Below are 22513 nucleotides of genomic sequence, written 5' to 3'. Positions count from 1 at the left end.
CCCCGTCCTGAAAGGAGGTGCCCACCATGGGTGTCTGCGACCTTCCCCTCATGAGCCAGGTGTGCGATGCGGCCAACTTCGTCTCCGATCCCGGCAAGTCGATCACCGACGGCATCGGCGCGTGGATCGCCAAGTCCGCAGGTGAACTTGCGTCCAGCGCGGCCGACCTCGCCGCGAAGGCCGTCAACGCGACCACCAGCATCGACCTCAACGCCCCCTGGTTTCGCGACAACTACGCCCTGCTGCTGCCCATCGGACTGTCGATCATCGTCGGCACGTTCTGCATCCAGCTGATGTTCGCCGCCTGGCGCCGCGACGAGCGCGCCCTCGCCCAGGCCGCGATCGGCACCATGACCGGCGTCCTGTTCTCCTTCTGCGCGATCTCCTTCACCAGCGTGGCGATCACCGTGGTCGACGCCCTGAGCGACGGCCTGTTCCAAGCCGCCAACACGTCCGTGGAAGACGCGATCCGCCGCGTCGTCAAGGTGAACGAACTCGGCGCGATGTACGGACTCGGCTGGGGCGTACCGTCGTTGGTCGCTCTGGGCTGTGCGATCGGGGCTTTCCTCTACTGGTGCACGATGGTGGCCCGCAAGGTCGGCGTCCTGATCCTGGTTGCCCTGGCGGTCTTCGCCGGCAGCGGCGGCGGCTGGGAGGTCGCCAAGCGCTGGCGGCGCGGCTGGATCGAGGCCACCGCCACGCTGGTGGTCAGCAGGCTGCTGATGACCGTGGTGTTCCTGATCGGCGTCTCCGCGATGGGCAAGTCGGATGCCAAGGACGGCATGTCGGCCCTCTCGGACGCGATGGCGGGCATCGTCGTGATGGTCCTCGTCCTCCTCTGCCCCTACGCGACCTACAAGTTCGTGCACTGGGCCACCGACAACGGCGGGCACGACGACCTGCATCGCACCGGCGTCGCCGGGGTGACGGTCGCCGCAGGCGCGGCCAAGACCGCGGCGAGCATGGCGATGCAGGTGGGCACCGGAACCCCCGCGCCTCAGGGCCCGGCCAAGGTTCCGGGCATGGGCCAGGACGGTGTCGCCTCCGGGATCGACCCCTCCGGGCGGTTCAGCAAGGAAGGCATCGACGCCGGACCGCCGAGCACGCCGAGCACTTTCCGGTTCGGCGAGAACCCCAGCGCTGGTGGCGACCGGGGCCGTGGTCTCATCCAGCGTCCGGGCATCCCCGCACTCATCACCCGCGCACTCAGCGGTGAGGGCGATTCCGGCTCGGAGTCGGGCGGCTCCGCCGGCCAGAGCGCCGCATCGCCTGTCCAGGGCGCACCGGTCGGCCAGCGTTCGGGCGCCACCGCCCATGCTCCGGGCTCCTCCGGTTCCGCACCGAGCGGCCCCCCGGCTCCGCCGGTCGGTGGACCGCCGCCGCAGGGCTCGCCGGCACCGCAGCGCTGGGTGTTCCCCCAGCAGCCGCCCTCCGGGTCCTGACCGCCCATCTCCTCGGGGCGGGCTGCTGACCGCACGGCCACAGCCCGCCCCTCCTATCCTCGAACAGGAGTTCCGCCATGGCTTCCAGAAGAGCGCCGCGCCCGCCGCCCCCATCCTCCCGCTCGCACCTCCTGGATCCTCGATGTCTGACACCTCTCCCGCCACGGTGAAGTTCCCGCACCGCTCCAAGCGCGGCATCCTGCTCGGCCTGACCGCCGCCCAGCTGATCGTCGCCTCCCTCGCCGGCCTTCTCCTGCTCGCCGTCGTCCTCACCCGCGGCGTGGTCGGCGCGCTCGAACTCATCCCGCTGTGGGCCGCCGTCGGCCTGTTCGTCCTCGTCCGCCACCGTGGCCGATCGCTGGCCGACTGGGCGCCGATCGTCACCCGCTACGCGCTGCGGCGGATGCGCGGTCAGCTGGTCTGGCTCGCCCGGCCCTCCCGGCGGCCGGTGCGCGAGGGTCTGCTGCACCTGCCCGGCACCGCCGCCAGCCTTCGGGTCGTCACAGCACCCGACCGCCGGTACGGCGCGGTCCACGACCCTCGCGCCGGGACGCTGACCGCGGTCGTCAAGGTCAGCAGCCGTGCCTACGCGCTTCTCGACCCTGCCACGCAGAACACCAACGTCAACGGGTGGGGCCGGGCACTGGCGGCGCTCGCCCGCACCGGGCACATCGCCCGCATCCAGGTGATCGAGCGCACGATGCCGGCCTCGGGCGATGCGCTTCGGCGCTACTGGGAGAAGACCGGCAACCCCGACGCGCCGGTCGCCGGTGAGATCTACGGCGAGCTGGTCAAGAACGCCGGACCGGCCGCCGCCCCGCACGAGGTATACGTCGCCATCGCGCTGGACTTCAAGGCGGCCCGGCGGCTGATCAACCAAGCCGGCGGCGGCCTCGCCGGCGGATCCTCGGTGCTGGCCCAGCTGACCGCCACCTTCGACCAGGCCGCCCGCACCGCAGGTCTCAACCCGGTCGGCTGGCTGTCCGCCACCGAGATCGCCGCCGTGGTGCGCACCGCGTACGACCCCAAGTCGCTGACCGGGCTGGAGCGCTGGTCCTCCTCCGGCTGCCCGGAGGCCGACCCCGCCGCCGCAGGGCCCGTGGTCGTGGTCGAGCGCGCCGGCCACATCGCCACCGACTCCGCCATTCACTGCACCTACTGGGTGGAGAACTGGCCGCGTACCGAGACCAGCCCCGGGTTCCTGCACCAGTTGCTCTTCAGCGGCGGGGTCCAGCGCACCCTGTCCCTGGCGTACGAGCCCAAGGGACTGGACGCGGCGATGCGCGATGTCCAGCGCAAGAAGGCCAGCATCATCGCGGACTCGGCCGAGCGCGCCCGCCGGGGCCAGGTCGACAGCGAAGCCGACTCGGTCGAGTACCAGGACGTCAAGCAGCGTGAACGCCAGCTCATCGCCGGCCACGCCGATATCGCCCTGACCGGCCTGCTGACGGTGAGCGCCGACACCGAGGACGAACTGCGCTCGGCCTGCGCCGTCGTGGAGACCGCCGCCGTCGCCGCCCAGCTCGACCTGCGCCCGCTCACCTGGCAGCAGGCCGAGGCGTTCACCGCCGCCGCGCTCCCCCTCGCCCTCGCCGCCTGAACCACCACCCCCACATCCCTTGGAAAGAGCACCGCCATGCCCCTCACCACCACTCCCCTCGCGGAGGACTTCCTTCCCTTCGCGACCGCGGCGGTCGACTTCCACCGCACGCTCAACATCCCCGCAGGCGCGCTCGTCACCTCACGCACCGAGCTGGACAGCCTGCACGCCCACCTCGTCTCCCTCCACACCCTGCTCGACGCCCACGCCAGCCGCACCGGAGCGCTCGTGCCGATCGAGGGCGAGCAGCTGCGGGCCGCCCGCACCCGGATCTGGCAGGCGGCCGACCACGTGCACGCCGCCTACCACGCCTCCCCCCGGCCCGTCACCGGCGAGGTGCCCGACCGCGAGGCGTGCCAGGCCGGCCTTCCCGAAGGCGCGCCCGAGCTGACGATCTGCCGGCGCCACCAGCGCACCGCCCACCGCGTTCGGCGCCAGACCACCCCGGCCGACCTGCACACCCCGTTCACCGGCCTCGTCCGCCACTGACACCCCCACCACCCACCGGAGTCCATCGCCATGCCCAAGACCCGCGCCAGCGCCAGCCCCCTCTTCGTCCCCCGCAAGTCCTCCCGTTCCGAACTGCGCGCGGCTCGGCGCGACTTCGACCGGGCCCGCCGCAAGGCCCGCCTCGCCGAGGCCCCGCCCGAGCGGGAGGAGGAGGGCTCGATCCGGAGCTTCGGGCGCCCTACCCGCCGTCAGGGCGACCGGGCCCGGCCTCCGCCCGTGGCGGGAAGGTCCGCCTGCCGGCCCACCGGATGACCACCGCGGTGGCGAGCGGGGCCTATCCGTTCCTGGCGGAGGGCGGCCTCGGCTCCGAGGGGATGTTCGTCGGCCGGGACGTCCATGCGGAAGGCTCGTTCTGCTTCGACCCGTTCAGTCTCTACAACAGCGGCAAAGTCGAGGGCTTCACGAACCCCAACGCCGTGCTGGCCGGGATCATCGGCATGGGCAAGTCCGCACTCGCCAAGTCGATAGCCACCCGGTCCATCGCCCACGGTTACAAGGTCTATGTGCCGTCCGATCCGAAGGGTGAGTGGACGCTGCTCGCGGGCGAGCTTGGTGGGCAGACCATCGCGCTCGGGCCGGGATTGAAGGGCAGGCTCAACCCGCTCGATGCCCCCGCGCGGCCGGACGGCGTGAGCGAGGAGGACTGGGCGGGCGAGGTCCGCAAGCGGCGCCTTATGCTGCTGGCCGGCCTCGCCCGCACGGTGCTGGGGCGCGACCTGCTGCCGATGGAGCACACCGCCCTCGACCTCGCGCTGGACCTGGTGGTCGCCGACGCCCAGGCGCGCGGCACGGTGCCGCTGCTCGGCGAGATCGCGCACACCCTCGGCTCGCCCGAGCGCCTCGATGCCGCTCTCGGAGATCAGGGCGGGCGGATGGGCCCGGCCGCCGAGGACCTCGCCCATGCCCTGCGGCGCCTGGTCCACGGTGACCTGTCCGGGATGTTCGACGCCCCGAGCACCTTCGCCTTCGACCCGAGCGTCCCCATGCTGACGATCGACCTCTCCCGCCTGGGCGGCAGCGGCGACGACACCGCGCTCGTCCTCGCGATGACCTGCGCGAGCGCCTGGATGGAGTCCGCGCTCGCCGACCCGCGCGGCGGTCGCAGGTGGGTGATCTACGACGAGGCATGGCGAGTGATGCGCCATGTCGGCCTGCTGGAGCGGATGCAGAGCCAGTGGAAGCTCTCGCGCGGGCTGGGCATCGCCAACCTAATGGTGATCCACCGCCTGTCCGACCTGCTGTCCGCCGGCGATGCCGGCTCGCGCGGCCGAGTCCTGGCCGAAGGCCTGCTCGCCGACTGCAGCACGCGCATCATCTACCGCCAGGAGAGCGACCAACTCGCGACCGCCGCCTCGTTGCTGGGACTCACCGGCGTCGAGACCCATGCGGTGTCCGCACTTACCCGAGGACGCGGGCTGTGGAAGGTCGCCGGGCAGAGCTTCATCGTGCAGCACATCCTCCACCCCGCCGAGAAGGCACTGTTCGACACCGATGCCCGAATGACCTGAGAACTCAGAGGAGTTCACAAATCCCGAACTGGAGGCATCCCGTTGAACCGCACCAGCAGATCCCAGCTCCATCCCGCGGCATTCCCGATTCCCCCTCCCCCGGATGGACCTGCCATGCCCGACCCCAGGCTCGGCCACGCTCGCTTTCAACCGGACATTGCCATCGGCCGCGACCCCGAACTCGGGATCTGCGCAGCCAACCCACGCCAACTCGCGGGCGCCGACTGGATGCTGGAACGCCTGGGATTCCAGCGCGTCCCCGACAGCAAAATCATGTACGCGCTCACCGACCAGCACCTCGACGGCAATACCCGCGCCACCACCGCCGTGGACATGCTCCGGAATGCCGGCTACGCCGTGCACGCCGACGACGACCTCGACCCGGAACCGGCGTCCACCCGATGGACGGTGAACGGGCGCACGGAACCGGACGTCGCGTTCGCCGAGCACCCGAAGCTCGGCGTCGTCGCCGCCACCGCCGACACGATCAACGCCGTCGAACGCGGTGGAGCGATCCTCGAAGCGCACGGCTGGAGCTTCCAGCACGCGCTGGACGTCTATACCCTGCCCACCGCCACCGACCGCAGCGAGGCGCTCGGCAAGCTCGCCCGAGCCACAGCAGCGATGCAGCGGGCCGGTGACCTTCAGGTAGCCGTCCAGCCGCAGCTCGCCGAGGCCGCCACTCGACGCCAGCTGGCTCCGGAAGTAGCAGTCCGCCACGAGAGCGGCCCAGGTTTCACCACCCACCGGTTCCCGCTCAATGCAGCCGCCCTCGCCGCGAGCCCGGCCCGCACCGGTGTCCCGGGCAAGGCGCCCGCCGCCGAGCCCAGCTCCGCCCTCCCGGCTGCGCGTCCCGTGGACCCTCGCATCGCATTCGCCCGAAACCGCTGACCCCAACGCCCCTAAGGAGCAGTCCCCATGGCCGTGAAGAAGACCTGGAAGATCACCCACACCTGCGGGCACGAAGGCGAGCGCGACCTTTCCGGCCGCCCGGCCGACCGGCGCGTCGGCTACGCCAAGTGGCTCGCCAAGCAGGAGTGCACCGACTGTTGGCGGGCCTCCAAAGAGGGTGACGAGCAGGACAAGGCCGCCTGGCTGGCGGCCAAGCGTGCCGAGGAGCAGGCCGAGTCCGAAGCCTGGTCCGAGCAGTACCGCATGCCGCCGCTGCAGGGCACCGAGCGTGCCGTCGCCTGGGGCGTGCGCTGCCGGCACCAGATCCTGTCCGCGGCCTACGCCGCCCTCGTCCTCTAAGGCGAGACGAGCGAGGCCGAGTGGGAGGCGATCGAGGACGCTGCCCGCACCATCACGCGCGCCGGCTGGTGGATCGACCAGTGCGCCTCCGAGCCCGGCGACCTGACCGAGCTGCTGGAAGCGGCAACGGAACGGGACCGGCCGGTCGAGAACCCCCACTTCTGAGTCGAGCGGCCTGGCTTCTACCAGGCGGTTCCGGCCGTACCAAACCGGCGAATCCTCGGATTCTTTCCCCGGCCGCCCGAACCCGCGGGCGGCCGGACCGCCGTTCTCCTTCGAGGTAGCTCCCGTGATCGCCCACCTGCGTCGTGCCAGCAACACCGCCGGCCTGCTCACCGAGCTGTACGGGCCGGGCGAGCGCGGTACCCAGAGCAACGCCCGTCTGGTCGGCGGGGACTGCCACGGCGCCCCGATCGGGCTGCTCGACCGCTCCGGGGCCCTGCCCTACCTCGCGCAGGTGCTCGACGAGCCGCTCCAGCGCCGGGGCACCCGGGTGCCGGAGCGGCCCGTGTGGATCTGCTCGGTCCGCTCCGACCCCCGGCACGGCGACCTGACCGACGCCCAGTGGGGCGAGGTGGCCCGGCGCCTGGCAGCCACCAGCGGCATCGCTCCGGACGGCGATCCGGACGCCTGCCGGTGGATCGCCGTACGCAACGAGGACCGCCTGGTCCACGTCGTGGCCACCCTCGTTCGCGAGGACGGCCGCTTCCACCGCACCTACCGCGACGCCTTCCACGTCCAGACCGAGTGCCGGCGCATCGCCGCCGACCTCGGCCACCTTCCCGGCGCCCACCTTCCCGCGCCCCGCTTCCCGGAGATCTCCGTGCCCGCACCGTTCATCACCATCAACATCGAGCCCAGCGGCAGCGTCTCGGCCAAAGGCGCCAATGACGACCTGTCCGCCACGCTCCTCAAGCACGCCGGATTCACCGAGATCAGCGACTGGTACGGCCGCCGCCACCGCCTGCCCACCACCACCGCGCAGAACGACCGCGCTGCCGTCGCCACCCACGCTGCCGAGATGCTCCGGGCCGCCCGGTACAGCGTCCAGTTGGACCCCGACCTCGACGCCAGCAGGCTGACGCCCCCCACCGACCCGCACGGCCTGCAAGTCGTCGGCGGCCAGGTCTTGCGGCTAACCGACCAGATCCGCGGCGCCGCAAACGCCAGGGCAGCGGCAAACGCGCTCGACCAACTCCTCGACCCCGCCGACGGCGTTCTGGTCCGGCTGCAGGAAGCGCTGGGAGCTGCCGCCGAGCAGGTCGGCGACCTCGACGGCGACGCATACGAGCTGGCCGACCGCTTCACCGCTGCCTCCGAACAGCTCACGAGCGTCGGCGAGGAGCTGGATGGTGCGGCAGACGAATTCCGCGCTCTCGACAAGTCGTCCCAGATGCGGGGCGGCGACTACCAGGCCAAGGTCGCCACCTTCTACGCGACAGCCGTCACCAGCGCCTCCCGCACCGCTGACCACATGCCGTCCGCGAGCAACGCCGCCCGCGCCGCCTCCCCCGCCGCATCTGCGCGCGCCGTCGGCCAGTCCCCAGCCGGCACCACCCTCACCACCGCCCCGGCAACCACCCCCGCAGCACAGCGCCCGGTGACCCGATGAACGAGGAGACCGCTGTGCCGACCGACAGGGACTTCTTCGCCATGTCCTAAGAAGACCAAGCCGACTGGCTCGCCGAGCACTTCACCGTGCACGGCCTGCCGCGCCCCGGCTCTGGCCGCCGGCTACACCGGGGCCACTCACGATGTCGACCAGCAGCGCCTGGCCGCCGCACAAACCAACGCCGCTGCCCAGCCGCCAGCCACCGCTGCTGTACCGGCCGCCAAGGTGCCCCACCAGCGCAAGCGCTGAAACGTTTCCCCTCCCTCGACCAGCAAAGGAGTCCCGCCGTGATCCGCACCAGAGCCGAGCGCGCCCCGCCCCACCGCCCGCTCGCCACCCCCTGGACTCCCCATGCCTGCTCCGCGTACCAGCGCGCCGTCGACCACCACCGGTACCGACGCACTCCTCTACCTCCTCTTCGGCCTCGTCGGCGCCGCCCTCGCCTTCGGCTCCCTCGCCTGGCTGACCGGCAACCTCGCCAATTCCCTTCTCGGCAGCGGCCCGTGGTGTCCGGTCAAGCCGGTCGACGCACTCCTTCACCCGCAGCTCCTGTGGCCACACCTCACGCCGACCACTATGCAGATCGGGGCGAGGATCGTCCCGGGCCTGCTCACCGCGCTCCTGGCCGGCATCGCGCTCGGCGTGGTGCTGCATCGGCGCGGTGGCGCGAAGAACGGGCTTGCTCGCAAGGCCGATCTCGCTCCGCTGCTGGACAAGGAGATCACCGCCAAGGCGAAGAGCCTGCGGCCGAGCCTGTCCGACCTCAAGCCGAAGCAGATCGCGCCGGCCGACCGGGGCGTACTCGCCGGCACCCTCTCGCCCGGCCGCACTCCAGTGCGCGGCTCCTGGGAGGACGTGTTTCTCGCCATCATGGCGCCCCGCAGTGGCAAGACCTCCGGCCTGGCGATCCCCGCCATCCTCGCCGCCCCCGGACCCGTTCTGCTGACCTCGAACAAGGCGGCCAACGACGCGTTCACCGCGACGGTCGACGCCCGCGCGAAGGTCGGCACGATCTGGACGCTCGACCCGCAGCAGATCGCCCACCACCCGCGCGAGATGTGGTGGGACATCCTGGCCGACGCCCGCGATCTCGCCGGCGCCAAGCGGCTCGCCGGGCACTTCGCCGCCGCCAGCGTGGATGAGTCCAACGGCAGCGACTTCTGGAGCACCGCCGCGAGCAACACCCTCGGAGCGCTCTTCCTCGCCGCGGCCTCGTTCCGCCGCCCGATCACCGACGTGCTCGCCTGGCTGGCCTCCCCGGCGGACCGCACCCCGGTGGACCTGCTGACCGATGCCGGCCACCACGCGGTCGCCGCCCAGCTCCAGGGCACCGTGTCCGGCGCGACGGAAACCCGTGATGGCATCTACGAAACCGCGCGCCAGTACGCGAGTTGCCTGCTGGATCCGGAGATCGCCGCCTGGGTGACGCCCACCAAGCGCCTGCCCGAGTTCAAGCCCGCCGACTTCGCGACCTCGCGGGACACCCTGTACCTGCTCAGCAAGGACGGCGGCGGTAACGCCGGGGCAATCATCGCGGCTGCGGCCGACGCGGTGATGCGCGCGGCCGTCATCGTCGCCGAGCGCTCGGGCGGACGGCTCGACCCGCCCGCGCTGTGCGTCCTCGACGAGGCCGCCAACGTCTGCCGGATCAGCGATCTCCCCGACCTGTACTCGCACTTGGGCAGTCGCGGTGTCATCCCGATGACGATCCTGCAGTCCTACCGGCAGGGCCAGAAGTGCTGGGGCGAGGCCGGCATGGACTCGCTGTGGAGCGCCGCGACCGTCAAGATCATCGGTAGTGGCATCGACGACAGCGACTTCGCGGACCGCCTGTCCCGCCTGATCGGCGACCACGACGTGCAGACCACCTCCGTCTCCACCAGCGATGGCGGCAAGTCCACCTCCGTGTCGATGCGCACCGAGCGGATCCTGCCCCCCGACGCCATCCGCGCGCTACCCAAGGGCAAGGCCCTGCTGTTCGCCACCGGCCTCCGAGCGGCGATGCTCGAGCTTCGGCCCTGGTATAAGGAGCCCTCCGCGAAAGAGATCGGCCCGGCCTCGGTCCTGGCCACGCGGGCGATCACCGAGCGGGCCATCGCCAAGACCGCCGGTCGCGACGACTTCGGGCTGGCGTCGTGAGCGCCCCGCAGCTTCGCTCGCTCTCGCTCGGCGCTGGGGTCCAGTCAACCCGTCTTCTGCTCCTGGCCGCCGAGGGCCATCTTCCCGGCCTGGATGTGGCGATCTTCGCCGACACGGGCTGGGAGCCCCGTGCCGTCTACGAACATCTGGACCGGATCGAGCGGGAGATCGCCGAGCCCGCGGGCATCCCGATCCTGCGGGTCTCCTCCGGCAACATCCGCGAGGACGCGCTCGGCCCGTCCAAGCGGTTCGCGTCGATGCCGCTGCACATCCTCAACCCCCAAGGCACCGAAGGGCTTTCACGTAGGCAGTGCACGGGTCAGTACAAAATTCGGCCGATCAAGGAGCAGGTCCGCCAGCTGCTCGGCTACCCGCACCCGCAGCGCGTGCCCGCCGGGGTCTTCGTCGAGCAGTGGATCGGTATCAGCACGGATGAGGTCCACCGGGCCAAGGACGCCGACGTCGCCTACATGAAGAACCGCTTCCCGCTGATCGAGCTGGGATTCTCCCGCTCGGACTGCGTGCGGCTGCTGCGCTCACGGGGCCTCGGTTCGACCCCAAAGAGTGCGTGTCTTGGGTGTCCGTACCACGGCAACTCCCAGTGGAGGCAGCTGCGCGACGGCTCGCCGGAGGAGTGGCAGGACGTCGTGGAGTTCGACCACGCCATCCGCAAGGGCAACGCGCGGGCCACCGCGCAGGGCACCCCGCTGCTCGGCCAGGCGTACCTGCACCGCTCGCGCCGCCCGCTCGACCAGGCGCCGATCGACCGGGTCACGGCCCATGAGTGGTCCGGGCGCCAGGGCGACATCTTCGACGCCATCGCGGACGCCGAGCTGGAGAACGGCGACGCGGACGGCTGCTCGCCCTGGTCGTGCCGCTCCGGCGCCCCGGTGAGCGCCGGCTTCGATCTCACTGCCTGAAATCCCGTCCCGTTCCTCTTCCGTCAGGAGCCCTCTGTGTCCTCGAACACCCCGTCCTCGTCAGCTCCCCGTTCCGAGCGCCTCGCCAACTCACCTGTCGTCCGCCGTGGCGGCCAGTGGTGGCTGGTCACCGGCAGCCGTTCCATCCTGTCCACTGACCCGACCTTCACCGGTGAGCTGGACCGGTTCGCCGCCGCGATGGCCGCCGCCGACCAGGCCGTTGCCGAACTGCGTACCCAGAAGCGCGAATCCGTTCGCCGGGACGCGCGGTGAAGCCCCTTCTGCGGGCCGAGCAGGCGGTCCTCGGCGCCGTCCTCCTGGACCCTGGCCAGCTCGCCGCGCTCTCCTGGCTCGCCCCTGACCACTTCTACCGCCCAGTGCACCGGGCGCTGTCCACCACTGAGGAAGTTCCATCGTGATTCGTGCAGGTCACCGGCCCTGGTGTGACAAGTGGTTGGGGTGCTCGCGCAGCTCATCACGGTGATCGTCGCGCGGAGATCATCCGTCAGCCTTTCTGGCTGTCTTCCCGGGATCTCCTGCACGCTGTGTGCCGGTCCCCTACTGTGCGAGCAGGGGCTGTGGTGGGCCCGCGCGGGAGGGGATATGGCTCAGAACCTGATGGTGTGGCTGCTGGAGCGCCGCGTGGTGCTGGAAGAACGCGTTGAGCGGCTGCGCAAGCAGCTGGCAGACACCGAGGCCGAAGTGGCTCGGTTGGAGGCCGCTGAGGTCGTCTACCGGCAGTACCAGGAGGACGCTGACGCCGGGCATCCCGACGCCGAGGCCTGGCAGCAGGCCCTGGAGGAGGCCACCGGCGGAGAACCCGCCGCGCCCGCGCCCGGCGCCGGTGTGACGCCGGGCGCCGCAGGCCAGCTGCTGATCCCGCACTGCGGCCAGGACAGCGGCCCGCAGGACCTGCCGGCCGACTATCAGGCGATCATGGGGATCGTCGCGGACGGCGACGGCCCGCTGCAGGCCAAGGACGTGGCCCGTGAGCTGGGGCTGGATCCGGTGCCGGCGAAGGTGGAGCCGGTGCGCGGGAAGCTGCGCAAGCTGGCCGAACGCGGCTGGATCACCCGAACCGCGGCCGGACGCTACCTGCCCCGGTAGGGCGCGCGGTCCCGGAATAACGGCCGATTCCCGCCGCAACACGGCTTACCCCGGCGGGAGTTGGGAAGCTCGTGAAAACCAGGACCAGCCCCACCGGGGACACCGTCAGCCTTGTCTACTCCGTCCGCCTGCCGCTGTCCAGCCGGACCGTCAACTACGTGGCCGGCCTGATCCGCGCCCACCGCAAGACGATCCGCTCCCGCTGGCGCAAGCTGGACGCCGGGCGGATCGCCGTGATCGCACTGGCCCACCTGCGCAACGACGAGCGGCTGGCCGACCTGGCCGGCGGCAACGCGGTCTCGGCCTCCACGGTGCGCCGGTGGGTACTGGAGGTGATCGACCTGCTGGCCGCACGCTCTCCCCGCCTGGACCGAGCGCTGGCGAAGGTGGCCAAGGACAGCGGGTGCGTGGTGCTTCTGGACGGCACGCTGATCCGTACCCGGCGGCGGACCGGCCGGGCGAACCGGAAGAACTACTCGGGCAAGCACAAGGCGCATGGCCTGCTGTTCCTCGCCCTGACCGACGCGAAGGGGCGGCTGTTGTGGATCTCCTCGGCCCGCCGGGGCGCCTGCAGCGAGATCACGGCCGCCCGCTACGAGAAGCTGTGCGCGCGGCTGCGGGAACTTCGACTGGGTGCGGTGGCCGACCTGGGGTTCGTCGGCCTGGACGACGGGGACCAGGAGCAGCCGGCGGTCATCACGGGGTTCAAGGCGAGCGGCGGAAAGCGCCTCTCGTCCCCGAAGAAGGTCGTGAACCGGCTGGTCAGCAGCCTGCGAGCGCCGGTCGAGCACGGCTTCGCGAACCTGAAGACCTTCCGGATCCTGACCAAGGTGCGCATGCATCCGCGGCACGCGACCGCACTCGTGCGGGCCCTGCTGGTGCTGACGCACCACCAGGTGGCACGGTGACGGATGATCTCCGCGCGGTGATCACCGTGATGAGCTGCGCGAGCACCCCAATTATTCGTCACACCAGGACCGGTGACCTGCACGAATCACGATGAAACTTCCTCAGTCCCGAATCCGCAGATAGTGGCCGACGGTCAATCAGTTGATCTCTGTGCTGGCTGTCAGTGCGGTTGTGGTGTGTCCGGGTAGGTCGAGGGCCCGGCTGTCGTGCCGGGTGGGCGGCTTTCCAGGGCGGTTGGGGGTGGTTCGGGCCCGGGTCGGGCGGTCGGTCAGGCGGGCAGGAGGGGCCGGTGGGCGCGAATCCGGGCCAGCGCCTGCGCGATCAAATCGGCCGCTGCCGTGGTGAAGTGGAGTTCGTGGCGGCGGGCAGTGAGCGTCCAGCGGGCGGCGCGGGCGATGAGCAGGCGCCGAACGGTGGCGATCCGGCGACGTGCCGTGCCGATCGGAGCGAGCATCTGCAGCCAGGCGGACAGGTTGTAGGCCAGCAGCGCGCCCCACATCCACATGCTGTTGACCGCGTGGGAGCCGGAGGGCAGGTGGTTCAGGCCGGCGCCGTGGGCGGTGTCGCGGAACAGCTCCTCGATGCTTGTGCGGCGGCGGAACTCCCACTCCGCCCTCGCGATCTCCTCGTCCAGGTCCAGCTCTTCGTCGGTGGCGATGAAGGAGTAGGCGTACGCGGTGTCGGCGATACCGTCCAACACGAGGGCGAGCTGGTCGCGGCCGACGGTGCGCGAGCGGCGCGAGCGAGGGTCGGCGGACAGTTCTGCGGCGTCGTAGCGCACCCGCCGGGCGATCACGCGGGTACCGTCGGGCCATCCGGTGGGCGCGTAGTCCAGCAGCGCGACCTGCGCGCCCGGGTAGTCCAGCGCGTCGGTCCAGTCATCCTCGTACACCCGCGCCACGGCCCGCCACAGCGGCTTGGAACGCGGGACGCCGAGCCGGAACAGTCCACCACGGGCGACGATTTTCTCGGCGACCTTCCCGGAGTAGTAGCCCGAGTCGCCCTGGAACAAGATCCGGCCGGTGGCCCCGGCGGCTCGCGCGGCGTCCACTGCCCGGTCGATCTGGTCCGGGGACTGGGTGCGGCCGTCCGAGCGGCCGTCCAGCAGGTCCGCGGCCAACAGCACACCGGCCTGGGCCCAGTGCGCGGCGTGCACCCGTCCGGCGATCTCGCCCTTGTAGGAACGGACGATCTGCTCCTTGCGCGTGGAGTAGACCTCGATGTCCTTGGCGTCCAGGTCGATCGTCACCGGCCCGGTCAGGATCCGGGCTCGTTCGGTGATCGGGAGTGCGGCCAGCGCACGGGCGGTGACCTGCGACGAGGCCCGTTCCAGGCCCTCGCGCTGCACCTGCTTGAAGCGGGCGGCCAAGGTGGCGGCCGTCGTCGCGGCCGGGACGGGCGCGGGCAGCAGCCCTTCGCCGACCGTGTCCGCACGCAGCCGGTCGAAGCCGACCAAGTGGTCCTCGCCGCACAGCTGCACTGCCGCCAACGCCAGCGCGAACTCCCCGCCCGACAGGCCACGGTCACGCATCTTGACCGGGCCGATCCCAGTGTCCAGGGCGGCGGTGATTCCCAGCGTCCGGTCCAGCTCGGCCACCAGCACCAGGCCGCCGTTCTCCGTCAGCGACCCGTTCGGCACCCCCACCCGAGCGTTCAGCCTGGTCCAGCGACGACCGGGGGCACCGGATACGGTACGGCGACGCGATATCGTCTTCACTCGACAGGTGCACTTTCACGTTTGAGCTGGTCACGGTGTAGGAACCCCGATCTTCTCAAACCGAAAGCGCACCTGTCGTCGTATCAGTCACCGATCACCGCCACTACCTGCGGATTCGGGTCAGTGGGGGGTCGAGCCCACCCCTGGGCTGATACTCACGATCTTCGCGACCATCCTGATCCTGCATGCCCTGGTGAACCTGCGCGGCGTCCACGTGGTGTCGATCCTCAACTCGGTCTCCGTGTGGTGGCACCTACTCGGGGTGCTGGTGATCGTCGGTGTTCTGTGGGTCGTCCCCTCTCATCATCAGTCCGCTTCCTTCGTGTTCGGGCACTTCGTGAACGGCACCGGCTGGTCAAACCCGATCTATGTGTCGGCCATCGGCCTGCTGCTCTTCCAGTACACCTACAGCGGCTACGACGCTTCGGCGCACCTGTCGGAGGAGACCACCGACGCGCAGGTGGCTGCTCCTCGCGGGATCGTCCGCTCGATCTGGGTCTCGCTCCTGGCGGGCTTCGTCCTGCTGGGCGGGTTGCTGTTCGCAATGCAGGACTACGACCGCACCGTGAGCGCGGCCGTACCGCCGGCCCAGATCTTCCTCGACACGCTCGGCGACGGTGGCGCGAAGCTGCTTCTGCTGATCGTGATCGGCGCCCAGCTGTTCTGCGGCTCCGCCGAGACCGCGGCGGCATCAAGGATGATCTTCGCGTTCTCGCGGGACAACGCCCTTCCCGGCTCGGCATCTTGGCGACGGGTATCGCGCAATGGGACACCGACGAGGGCGGTGTGGCTGGCCGTGGTCGTGGCGTTCGTCCTGGCGCTGCCCTCGCTCTGGTCGACGGCCGCCTATGGGGCCGTGACTGCCGTGAACGTGGTCGGCATGACCCCGGCGTACGCCATCCCGGTCTTCCTGCGGCTGCGCAAGGGCAAGCACTTCAAGCCGGGGCCGTGGAACCTGGGCCGGTGGAGCCGCCCCGTCGGCGTCCTCGCGGTGGCGTGGGTGGCCGTGGTGACCGTGCTGGTGTGCCTGCCGCAGACCAACCCGGTGACCGCCCAGACGTTCAACTACGCACCGATCACTCTGGTAGTGGTCCTGCTCCTGTCCGCGCTGTGGTGGCGGATGGCAGGCCGGAAGTACAGCGTGCCGGTCGTCGACGACCCGCAACTGGCGAGCCTTGAGGAGCAGGTCGTATGAGGGTGGCGACGCGCTCCGCACGGTCACGTGCGGCACGGGCGGCGGCGACCGTACAGTCCCCAGTCGGTCCGCTGCACGGACTGGTGGACGCCTTCGGCCTCGACACGGTGCTCCTAGCGGCGATCGACGTGCAGGGCCGACTCAAGGGCAAGACGTACGACGCCCAGGTGTTGCTCGAGCGGCTCCGGTCGGGCCGGATCACCCCCGAGATGTGCGGGTATGTGATCGGCACCGACCTAGGCATGTCCACCCCGCAGCACGGCGCCTTCGCGTCCTGGAACACCGGCTACGGCGACATCGCTCTCCTGCCCGACCTCGCCTCGGCCCGCCTCCTGCCCTGGCTGCCGGGAGCTGCACTGGTCCTCGCCGAGCCGATCGAGGACAGCTGGCCACACCCGCTCGCGCCGACCACCCTGCTGAACCAGCAGCTCACCCACCTCGCCGGCCTCGGTCTGAACGTGGCGGTCGGGATCGAGACCGAATTCATCCTCTACGAGGGGACCGTCGGCCAGGCCGCTGCCGCCGGGTGGCGGCAGCTTCGGCCCGCGACGTGGGACAACCGCGACTACGCCATCGACCAGCCCTCCACCATCGCCGCTTTCAGCCGACGGCTGCGACAGGTCCTCGGCGGAGCCGGGCTCCCGGTCGAGGCCGTAAAACTCGAAGGGGCCGCCGGTCAGGTGGAGGTGACCTTCCCGTACGGGGAACCGCGATTGGCTTGCGAGCAGCACCTGCTGTTCAAACACGCAGTGCGGGCGACTGCGGAGGAGCACGGGCTGGCGCCGACGTTCATGGCATCCCCGGCGACTGGCGTGAGCAGCGGTATGCACCTGCACGTGTCGCTGTACCGAGACGACCAACCAGTGCTCGGCTCCGGCCGAGAGGAAACCGGCCTGTCCGAGCTGGGCGAGCAGGCGGTCGCCGGCCTGCTGGAAGTACTGCCGCAGACGGCCCCGTTGTGGGCCCCGTACGTGAACTCCTACAAGAGGTTTGCCAAGCACTCCTTCGCTCCGGCCCGCTTCGCCTGGGGCCGGGATAACAGGTCCTGCGCGGTGCGGGTGGTCGGGCACGGCGGCGGGCTGCATCTGGAGGTGCGGCTGCCGGGCGCGGATGCCAACCCCCACCTCGCGTTGGCCGCCGTCCTCGCCGGTGTCCGCCACGGCATCGAGGCGGGCCTCAAGCCCAGGCCGGCCAGCGAGGGCGACGCCTACCGGGATGCCGAGGCTCCGCTGATCCCGCGTCATCTCGCCGATGCGGTCCGCACCTTCGAGGCCAGCACGCTGGCAGCCGACCTGCTGGGCGAGCGGCAGGTCGCCCACCTGTCCGCTGTCGCCCGCCTCGACGTCGATGACCACGCCGCCTGCGTCACCAACGCCGAGGTCGAGCGCGGCTTCGCCCAGGCGTAACCCCCACGGGGCAGGTCCCGGCACCCACTTGGACCTGCCTTCTCCCCTCCCCCGATCCCGATTGGAGACCCGTATGGACACCGCGACCCAGCCCGAGGCCGCTCCCGCCATCGCCGTGCCCGACCTGCTGTCCGCCCCGCACCTGGTCGATGTCGCCAAACCGGGCATGGCGGGCCTTGCCCAGTGGCTGGCCGAGCAGGGCGCCGACGTCACCGGCTCCGTCACCCCCGAGGAGCAGCACGACGCGATCGTCGGGCAGCTGAAACAGGCCGGCGTGCGGGTGGCGGTGGGCTTCGAGGCCGGTCACGTCGCCGAGGACCGCACAGCCGTGGTGTGGTCAGGCATTGTGATCGGCCCGCACGCCGAACTTGACCAGGCCCAGCAGCTGCGGCTGCCGGTGCTGGCCCGCGCGTACGCGCTGTCTGCGGTGTGCGCGAAGGCCGGGCGCGAGGCTGTGGCGGTCGGCGGCAGCCACAGCACCGCGACCGCGGCGGCGGTGCTGGCCGCCGCGCTCGACGACGGGCGGACGGCCTGGATCCTCAACGCCCCGGCCCGCGGCCTGTCGGCCGGTCACGGCGCACCGGGGCGGCTCGTCGTGGACTTCTGCCCCGACACCGCGACCCACGAGGCGGCGCCGCCCGGTGCCTGGCAGCACCGACCTGCCACCCGCTACCTGGGCAGCATCCCGAAGCCCGCCGTGGCGCTGATCACGGCCACCAGCGCGAACGCCCGCACTACGCGGACAACATCGAGGGCCTGACCGCTGCCGAGCACCTCGCCCGCTCAGCCGCCACCGTCGTCCTGCCGACTTGGGACAGCGGTACGCGGATCCTGCACGAGCGCCTACGCGATCGGCCCGGCCCCCACATCGTCACCGTCGGCCTCAACGAGACGGACGACGTGCGGATCCTGGTGCCCCGCTGGACCGGCGACGCCTACCACCCCACCCTCCAGCACGACGGCGCCCGGCACGCGTTCGTCCTGCCGATCGCCGGCCGCCACCATGCCCTGGCCGCCTGCGCGGCCATCGCCGCCGCGCTCGTCCTCGGTGAGAGCGCCCCCAAGATCGCCGACCGCCTCACCGCCTTCCGCGGCGTCGAGCGTTCGCTGGCCGTCCTCGGCACCCAGGCCCGGATCACCGTCGTGGACTCCCGAGCCCGCCACCCTCGAGAGATCTCCGAGGACGTCTCGGCCGCCCGGTGGCTCACCGAGGGCTCGGTGACCGCCGTGCTGGAACCGGACAGCTTCGCGCGGGCCTCCGCCCATTCCGCCGAACTCGGCGCCGCCCTCGGCGACGCGGACAAGGCGGTGCTGCTGCCTGTCAGCACCCCGCTGACCACTGTGAACGCCAACGACCCGCTCGACGCCATCGCGCAGGCCGCCAGCGAGGCCCTCGGGCCCGAGGCAGTCCACCGGATCCAGACGGGCGCCTGCGAACAGAGCACCGAGCAGATGATCGCCGCCATCGCCGAACCCGGCGACCTCGTCCTCGTGATCGGCGCGGCCGAGGCCGCCCGGCTCGGACCCTGTCTGCTGTTCCACCTCGCAGCCCCCTCCACTCCCATCCCTCACACGCTGTGAACCGCTCGGCCGCCGCAGGAGAATCTCAATGACCGTGTCAAGCCGTCTGCGTGACGGGTGGGACGGAGGTGAACTCCCTCTTGTCACGCAGCATCGCCCACAGGACGTTCACTCGGCGGCGGGCGAGCGCGAGCAGGGCCTGAGTATGGATCAGCCCCTCGGCGCGCTTCTTGAGGTAGTAGTCCCGCGATGGGCCCGGACGCATCATCGAGGACTGCGCGGACATGTAGAACAGCCAGCGCAGACGGCGGTTGTAGCGCTTGGGCCGGTGATAGTTGCCGGTCCGGCGCCCGGAGTCGCGGGGCACCGGCGCGAGGCCGGCATGCGAGGCCAGGCGGCCCGCGTCCCGGTAGCCGGACAGGTCGCCGGCGATGGCGACGAACTCGGCGCCCAGGATGGGGCCCATGCCGGGCAGGGACTCGATGATCTCGGCGCGTTCGTCGGTGCGGAAGGTCTTCCGGATCTCCCGGTCGTTGTCCTTGATCCGCTCGTCCAGGGCGAGGAGCTGGTGGGCCAGGTCGCAGACCAGTTTGGCGGCACGAACCTCGCCGGGCAGGGCGGTGAGCTGGGACTGGGCGGCCTCCACGGCCTTGACGGCGACGTCGGCGGCGTTGCGCACCTTGCGCCGATCCAGCCAGGTGGTCAGCCGCTTGACGCCGATCCGCCGCAGGGCGGCTGGGGTCTGGTACTCGGTCAGCATCACGACCGGGCCCTTGGCCGCCGAGTAGTCGAAGGCCCGTTCCAGGGCCGGGCAGATACCCACCAGCAGGTCCCGCAGCCGGTTGATCAGCCGGACGCGGTCGGCGATCAGGTCGCGCCGGTAGCCGGTCAGCAACTGCAGCGTGGACACCAGTTCCGGCGGCGTCTCGATCGGGGCGAAGTCTCGGCGCATGCGAGCCTGGTCGGCGATCACCAGGGCGTCCTTGGCGTCGGTCTTACCCTCGCCGCGGTAGGCGCCTGTCATGCGATTGACGGTACGGCCGGGCACGTAGACGACCTGCTGGCCGTCGGCGATCAGCTGGGCCAGCAGCAGCGCGCTGGCCCTGCCGGAGATGTCCACCGCCCAGCGCACCTCATCGGCCTTCTCCCGGGCCGCCCCGATGAGTTGGAGGATCTGGCCCTCGTCGTTGATCACCTTGGTCGAGAACAGCGTCCGGCCCTCGGCGTCGACCGCCACCGCCCAGTGATGCCCCTTGCCGGCGTCGATGCCGACCCATATCCGCTCGTGCGACCCGCTCAAGCCTTGCGCTCCGTTCCACCGTGACCAGCACCTCCATGGCCCGAGGAACACTCCGCCGACAGGTCCTTAACCAGCGATGCCCGCAGTTCTCAATCAGCAGTCGGAGCGTCCCGGAGGACCGGGCGGCCATTCTCCTGGAGCCATCAAGGGCAACCACGCCATCAGCCACACCCGGTCCTCCCGGACCGCCCAACATTCTTAAGGACACCGCCATGACCGACCTTTCGCCCATGCCCGAACTCACCGGACAGGACACCGCGCTCCTCATCCTGGTCGCCGCTGGGGCCAGCCACGACACGATCGCCCGCGACGCCACGCTCGCTCTGAAACCGCACGAGGTCGGCGACGCGATCGAGGCCCTGCTCGCCAAGACGTGCACCCGCACCGTGCTCCACCTCGCCGCCTGGGCCACCGCCTACCGGATCGTCACCGACACCGCCGAGCCATGCGCCGCGCTGGCCATCGCCCCGCGGCTCACCCCGCGCTTGCTCCAGATCCTGCGTGGCTGGGCCGGAGGGCGGAGCACGCCCGAGCTGACCGCAGACTTCGGACTCTCGCCGACGACGATGCGCACCTACACCAAGACACTCCTGTCCGAGCTGGGCGTCCACAGCCAGGTCCAGGCGAGCGTCACCGGCGTCCTCACCGGCCTGACGCTCCTCAGCGACATCGACTCCGCCTGGCCGGCCCGTCCCCTGCGCCGCACCGCCCAACCCAGCGGGCTGGCGGCGTGAGTACCCGGCACTGGTTGAGGCGGCTGGTACTGGGAGCCATCTGTTTCCTCATCGGCACCCAGGTCGGCGCCGCTGCCCTCTACCTCCTGCTGCACCGCGCCGAGATCCACCAGCCGGTATACCTGGGCATCTTCGCCGTCGCCACTTTCGGCACCCTCGCCGCCGTCGACCGCCTGGTCAACCACCGCGCTGCGCCCTCGGATCGCCACAGCAGCCGCGTCAACCAGCCACCAGCTGGCTGATACTCCCGCACCGCCAGCACCAACCCATGGCGGCCGTCCGGGCCAGGGCCGCACCCCTCCAACCACGCAGCGAGCCCCATCGACACAGCGCTCGCCTATCGGCCACCCACCATGCACATCACTGCCCGCCCCGAGAAAAGACCGGGATGAGAGTCGACGAGCCACTTGACCACCCACCCGCCGACAACACGGGTCCGTCGGTGTTCCTTGCCGCCGGCCCCGACGCCACCTGGCAACAGGAGGCACTGCTCCTGCTCGCCAACGCCGCCTTCACCGGAACCGTGTTCAACCCCGTGCCCACCTCCCCTATCGCCGACCGCGACGCACCCTGGCGGCCCTTCGGCTGGCACCAGCTGATGCTCCGCCGCTCCACCGCAGCACTCTTCTGGAACCCGCCAGGCCCGGTCATGGCCACTGACCTTCTCTCTCGGCATGCCTTCGGCTTTCTCGACACGGCCATCGTCGTCGGTTGTGACCCGGATATGCCCGGCCCACGCGAGGCCAAGGAGCAGTTCCTAAGGGCGATGCCGTGGCTGACCGTAGAGCAGTCCCTTCCCGACGCCGTCAACACGGTGCTCGCCAGCTTCGCCACCACCCTCCCCTCCGACACCCTGGCCTGACCAGTCATCGGTGCGGGCAGGCGCGGTATCTCGCCGCCCGCCGCGGATGAACTGTCGGCTGAGAGCCACCTACAAGAACGGCTGGGTGCGCCTCGCATATCCGGATCTGGTGGACTGACCCGCTATCCGTACAACACTCGCACCGCGAGATCCGAAGAGAAGCGACCAGCCGCACGGCAACGCGCCGGTATCGAACTGATGTTGCCACCATCGAGTGACGCCCAGCCCGACGCGCCGACAGCTAGGCACCGGCCCTGCCAGGATCGTCGCTCCACCCACCAACCCGTAGAGGAACAACCCATGTCCGAACGTGCCCGATTTTCCGCCGCAGCAGCCGCCTACATCGCCCAACCCGACGGCCGTGTCCTTCTCGTCCACCATGCCAAGGCGGATCGATGGGTCCTGCCCGGAGGAAAGGCGGAGCACAACGAGCCCCCGCTGACGACCTGCCGGCGTGAGGCTGAGGAGGAAATCGGCGTACCTGTGCGAGTCGGTCGGCTCCTGACTTTCAACTGGTTGACGCCCGCCGCAGCCCTGTGGCCAGAGGCCGTTGACATCGACTACGCCTACCCCTGCCACATGCTGACCTTTCACGCCACAATCGACCCGGCCGACGTGGAACGCATCAAGCTGCCCGCCCGTGAACTCCTGGCCTACCGCTGGTGGGACGTTGACGAGGCCGCCGCATCCGGCGTGATGGAACAGTACAACGCCCGGAACCTGCTCGCCGCGACCCAAGTCCACCGTGGCGAACGGCCCGCCGCGTACCTGGAGGCGTGA

Annotated in this window: 19 protein-coding genes and 4 pseudogenes; 21 read left to right on the top strand and 2 right to left on the bottom strand. The window is 70.8% G+C overall.

The window, feature by feature from the left end; genetic code table 11:
* Window positions 1–26 precede the first annotated feature (26 nt).
* From F7Q99_RS21320 to F7Q99_RS21260, 13 genes and pseudogenes are all read left to right on the top strand, one after another.
* Entirely contained in the window at window positions 27–1442 is a 1416-nt protein-coding gene (locus tag F7Q99_RS21320; RefSeq protein ID WP_153463737.1) for an SCO6881 family protein, read from the top strand.
* Between the two features lie 142 nt (window positions 1443–1584).
* The gene (locus tag F7Q99_RS21315; RefSeq protein WP_153463735.1) at window positions 1585–3042 is read left to right on the top strand and encodes an SCO6880 family protein; all 1458 of its coding nucleotides are present in this window, start codon (window positions 1585–1587) and stop codon (window positions 3040–3042) included.
* 36 nt (window positions 3043–3078) lie between these two features.
* Entirely contained in the window at window positions 3079–3531 is a 453-nt protein-coding gene (locus tag F7Q99_RS21310) for a DUF6238 family protein (protein WP_153463732.1), read from the top strand.
* 30 nt (window positions 3532–3561) lie between these two features.
* Window positions 3562–5060, top strand: a pseudogene (locus F7Q99_RS21305) (ATP-binding protein).
* Window positions 5061–5174: 114 nt separating this feature from the next.
* Window positions 5175–5951, top strand: a complete 777-nt coding sequence (locus tag F7Q99_RS21300) for a hypothetical protein (RefSeq protein WP_153463729.1) — start codon at window positions 5175–5177, stop codon at window positions 5949–5951.
* Between the two features lie 27 nt (window positions 5952–5978).
* Window positions 5979–6476 (top strand): annotated as a pseudogene (locus F7Q99_RS21295) (hypothetical protein).
* A 124-nt stretch (window positions 6477–6600) separates the two neighbouring features.
* Window positions 6601–7923, top strand: coding sequence for a hypothetical protein (locus tag F7Q99_RS21290; protein ID WP_153463728.1), 1323 nt, complete (start codon window positions 6601–6603; stop codon window positions 7921–7923).
* 351 nt (window positions 7924–8274) lie between these two features.
* Window positions 8275–10062: a type IV secretory system conjugative DNA transfer family protein gene (locus tag F7Q99_RS21285; protein WP_195911135.1), complete on the top strand. Its 1788-nt coding sequence runs from the start codon at window positions 8275–8277 to the stop codon at window positions 10060–10062.
* Window positions 10059–10982 carry a hypothetical protein gene (locus F7Q99_RS21280; protein ID WP_326846944.1) on the top strand — a complete coding sequence of 308 codons (924 nt, stop codon included), beginning with the start codon at window positions 10059–10061 and terminating at the stop codon, window positions 10980–10982. The genes F7Q99_RS21285 and F7Q99_RS21280 overlap by 4 nt, the downstream gene beginning before the upstream one ends.
* A gap of 36 nt (window positions 10983–11018) precedes the next feature.
* On the top strand, window positions 11019–11255 hold the full coding sequence (locus tag F7Q99_RS21275) for a hypothetical protein (RefSeq protein ID WP_153463725.1): 237 nt from the start codon (window positions 11019–11021) through the stop codon (window positions 11253–11255).
* Window positions 11252–11374 (top strand): annotated as a pseudogene (locus F7Q99_RS21270) (DnaB-like helicase N-terminal domain-containing protein); the annotation flags it as partial. The gene F7Q99_RS21275 and the pseudogene F7Q99_RS21270, both read left to right, overlap by 4 nt.
* Window positions 11375–11585: 211 nt before the next feature.
* Window positions 11586–12089: a hypothetical protein gene (locus F7Q99_RS21265; RefSeq protein ID WP_153463723.1), complete on the top strand. Its 504-nt coding sequence runs from the start codon at window positions 11586–11588 to the stop codon at window positions 12087–12089.
* Between the two features lie 71 nt (window positions 12090–12160).
* Window positions 12161–12997, top strand: a complete 837-nt coding sequence (locus tag F7Q99_RS21260; RefSeq protein ID WP_326846942.1) for a transposase family protein — start codon at window positions 12161–12163, stop codon at window positions 12995–12997.
* 269 nt (window positions 12998–13266) lie between these two features.
* Here F7Q99_RS21260 and F7Q99_RS21255 read toward each other — a convergent pair whose 3' ends face one another.
* Window positions 13267–14637: an IS1380 family transposase gene (locus tag F7Q99_RS21255; RefSeq protein WP_195911134.1), complete on the bottom strand. Its 1371-nt coding sequence runs from the start codon at window positions 14635–14637 to the stop codon at window positions 13267–13269.
* Between the two features lie 199 nt (window positions 14638–14836).
* On the opposite strand from F7Q99_RS21255, the pseudogene F7Q99_RS21250 reads away from it, so the two are divergent.
* The 4 genes and pseudogenes from F7Q99_RS21250 to F7Q99_RS21235 form a co-directional block, all read left to right on the top strand.
* A pseudogene (locus tag F7Q99_RS21250) lies at window positions 14837–15910 on the top strand (amino acid permease); the annotation flags it as partial.
* Complete coding sequence (locus tag F7Q99_RS21245; protein WP_153463714.1) at window positions 15907–17316, top strand: glutamine synthetase family protein; 1410 nt, start codon at window positions 15907–15909, stop codon at window positions 17314–17316. The pseudogene F7Q99_RS21250 and the gene F7Q99_RS21245, both read left to right, overlap by 4 nt.
* 73 nt (window positions 17317–17389) lie before the next feature.
* Complete coding sequence (locus F7Q99_RS21240) at window positions 17390–18076, top strand: Mur ligase domain-containing protein (protein ID WP_195911133.1); 687 nt, start codon at window positions 17390–17392, stop codon at window positions 18074–18076.
* A 140-nt stretch (window positions 18077–18216) separates the two neighbouring features.
* Window positions 18217–18897: a glutamate ligase domain-containing protein gene (locus tag F7Q99_RS21235; RefSeq protein WP_153463709.1), complete on the top strand. Its 681-nt coding sequence runs from the start codon at window positions 18217–18219 to the stop codon at window positions 18895–18897.
* Between the two features lie 37 nt (window positions 18898–18934).
* Here the strand turns inward: F7Q99_RS21235 and F7Q99_RS21230 are convergent, their stop codons facing one another.
* Complete coding sequence (locus tag F7Q99_RS21230) at window positions 18935–20137, bottom strand: IS110 family RNA-guided transposase (RefSeq protein ID WP_153463706.1); 1203 nt, start codon at window positions 20135–20137, stop codon at window positions 18935–18937.
* Between the two features lie 212 nt (window positions 20138–20349).
* Here F7Q99_RS21230 and F7Q99_RS21225 point away from each other — a divergent pair, with 212 nt between their 5' ends.
* The 4 genes from F7Q99_RS21225 (at window position 20350) to F7Q99_RS21210 (ending at window position 22513) form a co-directional block, all read left to right on the top strand.
* Complete coding sequence (locus F7Q99_RS21225) at window positions 20350–20871, top strand: helix-turn-helix transcriptional regulator (protein WP_153463703.1); 522 nt, start codon at window positions 20350–20352, stop codon at window positions 20869–20871.
* Between the two features lie 14 nt (window positions 20872–20885).
* A complete protein-coding gene (locus F7Q99_RS21220) occupies window positions 20886–21113 on the top strand; it encodes a hypothetical protein (protein WP_153463701.1) in 228 nt (75 codons plus the stop codon).
* Window positions 21114–21259: 146 nt separating this feature from the next.
* Window positions 21260–21733, top strand: a complete 474-nt coding sequence (locus F7Q99_RS21215) for a hypothetical protein (protein ID WP_153463698.1) — start codon at window positions 21260–21262, stop codon at window positions 21731–21733.
* Window positions 21734–22033: 300 nt separating this feature from the next.
* Complete coding sequence (locus F7Q99_RS21210; protein WP_195911132.1) at window positions 22034–22513, top strand: NUDIX domain-containing protein; 480 nt, start codon at window positions 22034–22036, stop codon at window positions 22511–22513.

Origin of the sequence: Streptomyces kaniharaensis (genome assembly GCF_009569385.1) — a bacterium.
Lineage (GTDB): Bacteria > Actinomycetota > Actinomycetes > Streptomycetales > Streptomycetaceae > Kitasatospora > Kitasatospora kaniharaensis.
The sequence above is the reverse complement of the archived record's forward strand: the minus strand, read 5'-3'. Positions and strand labels throughout refer to the sequence as shown.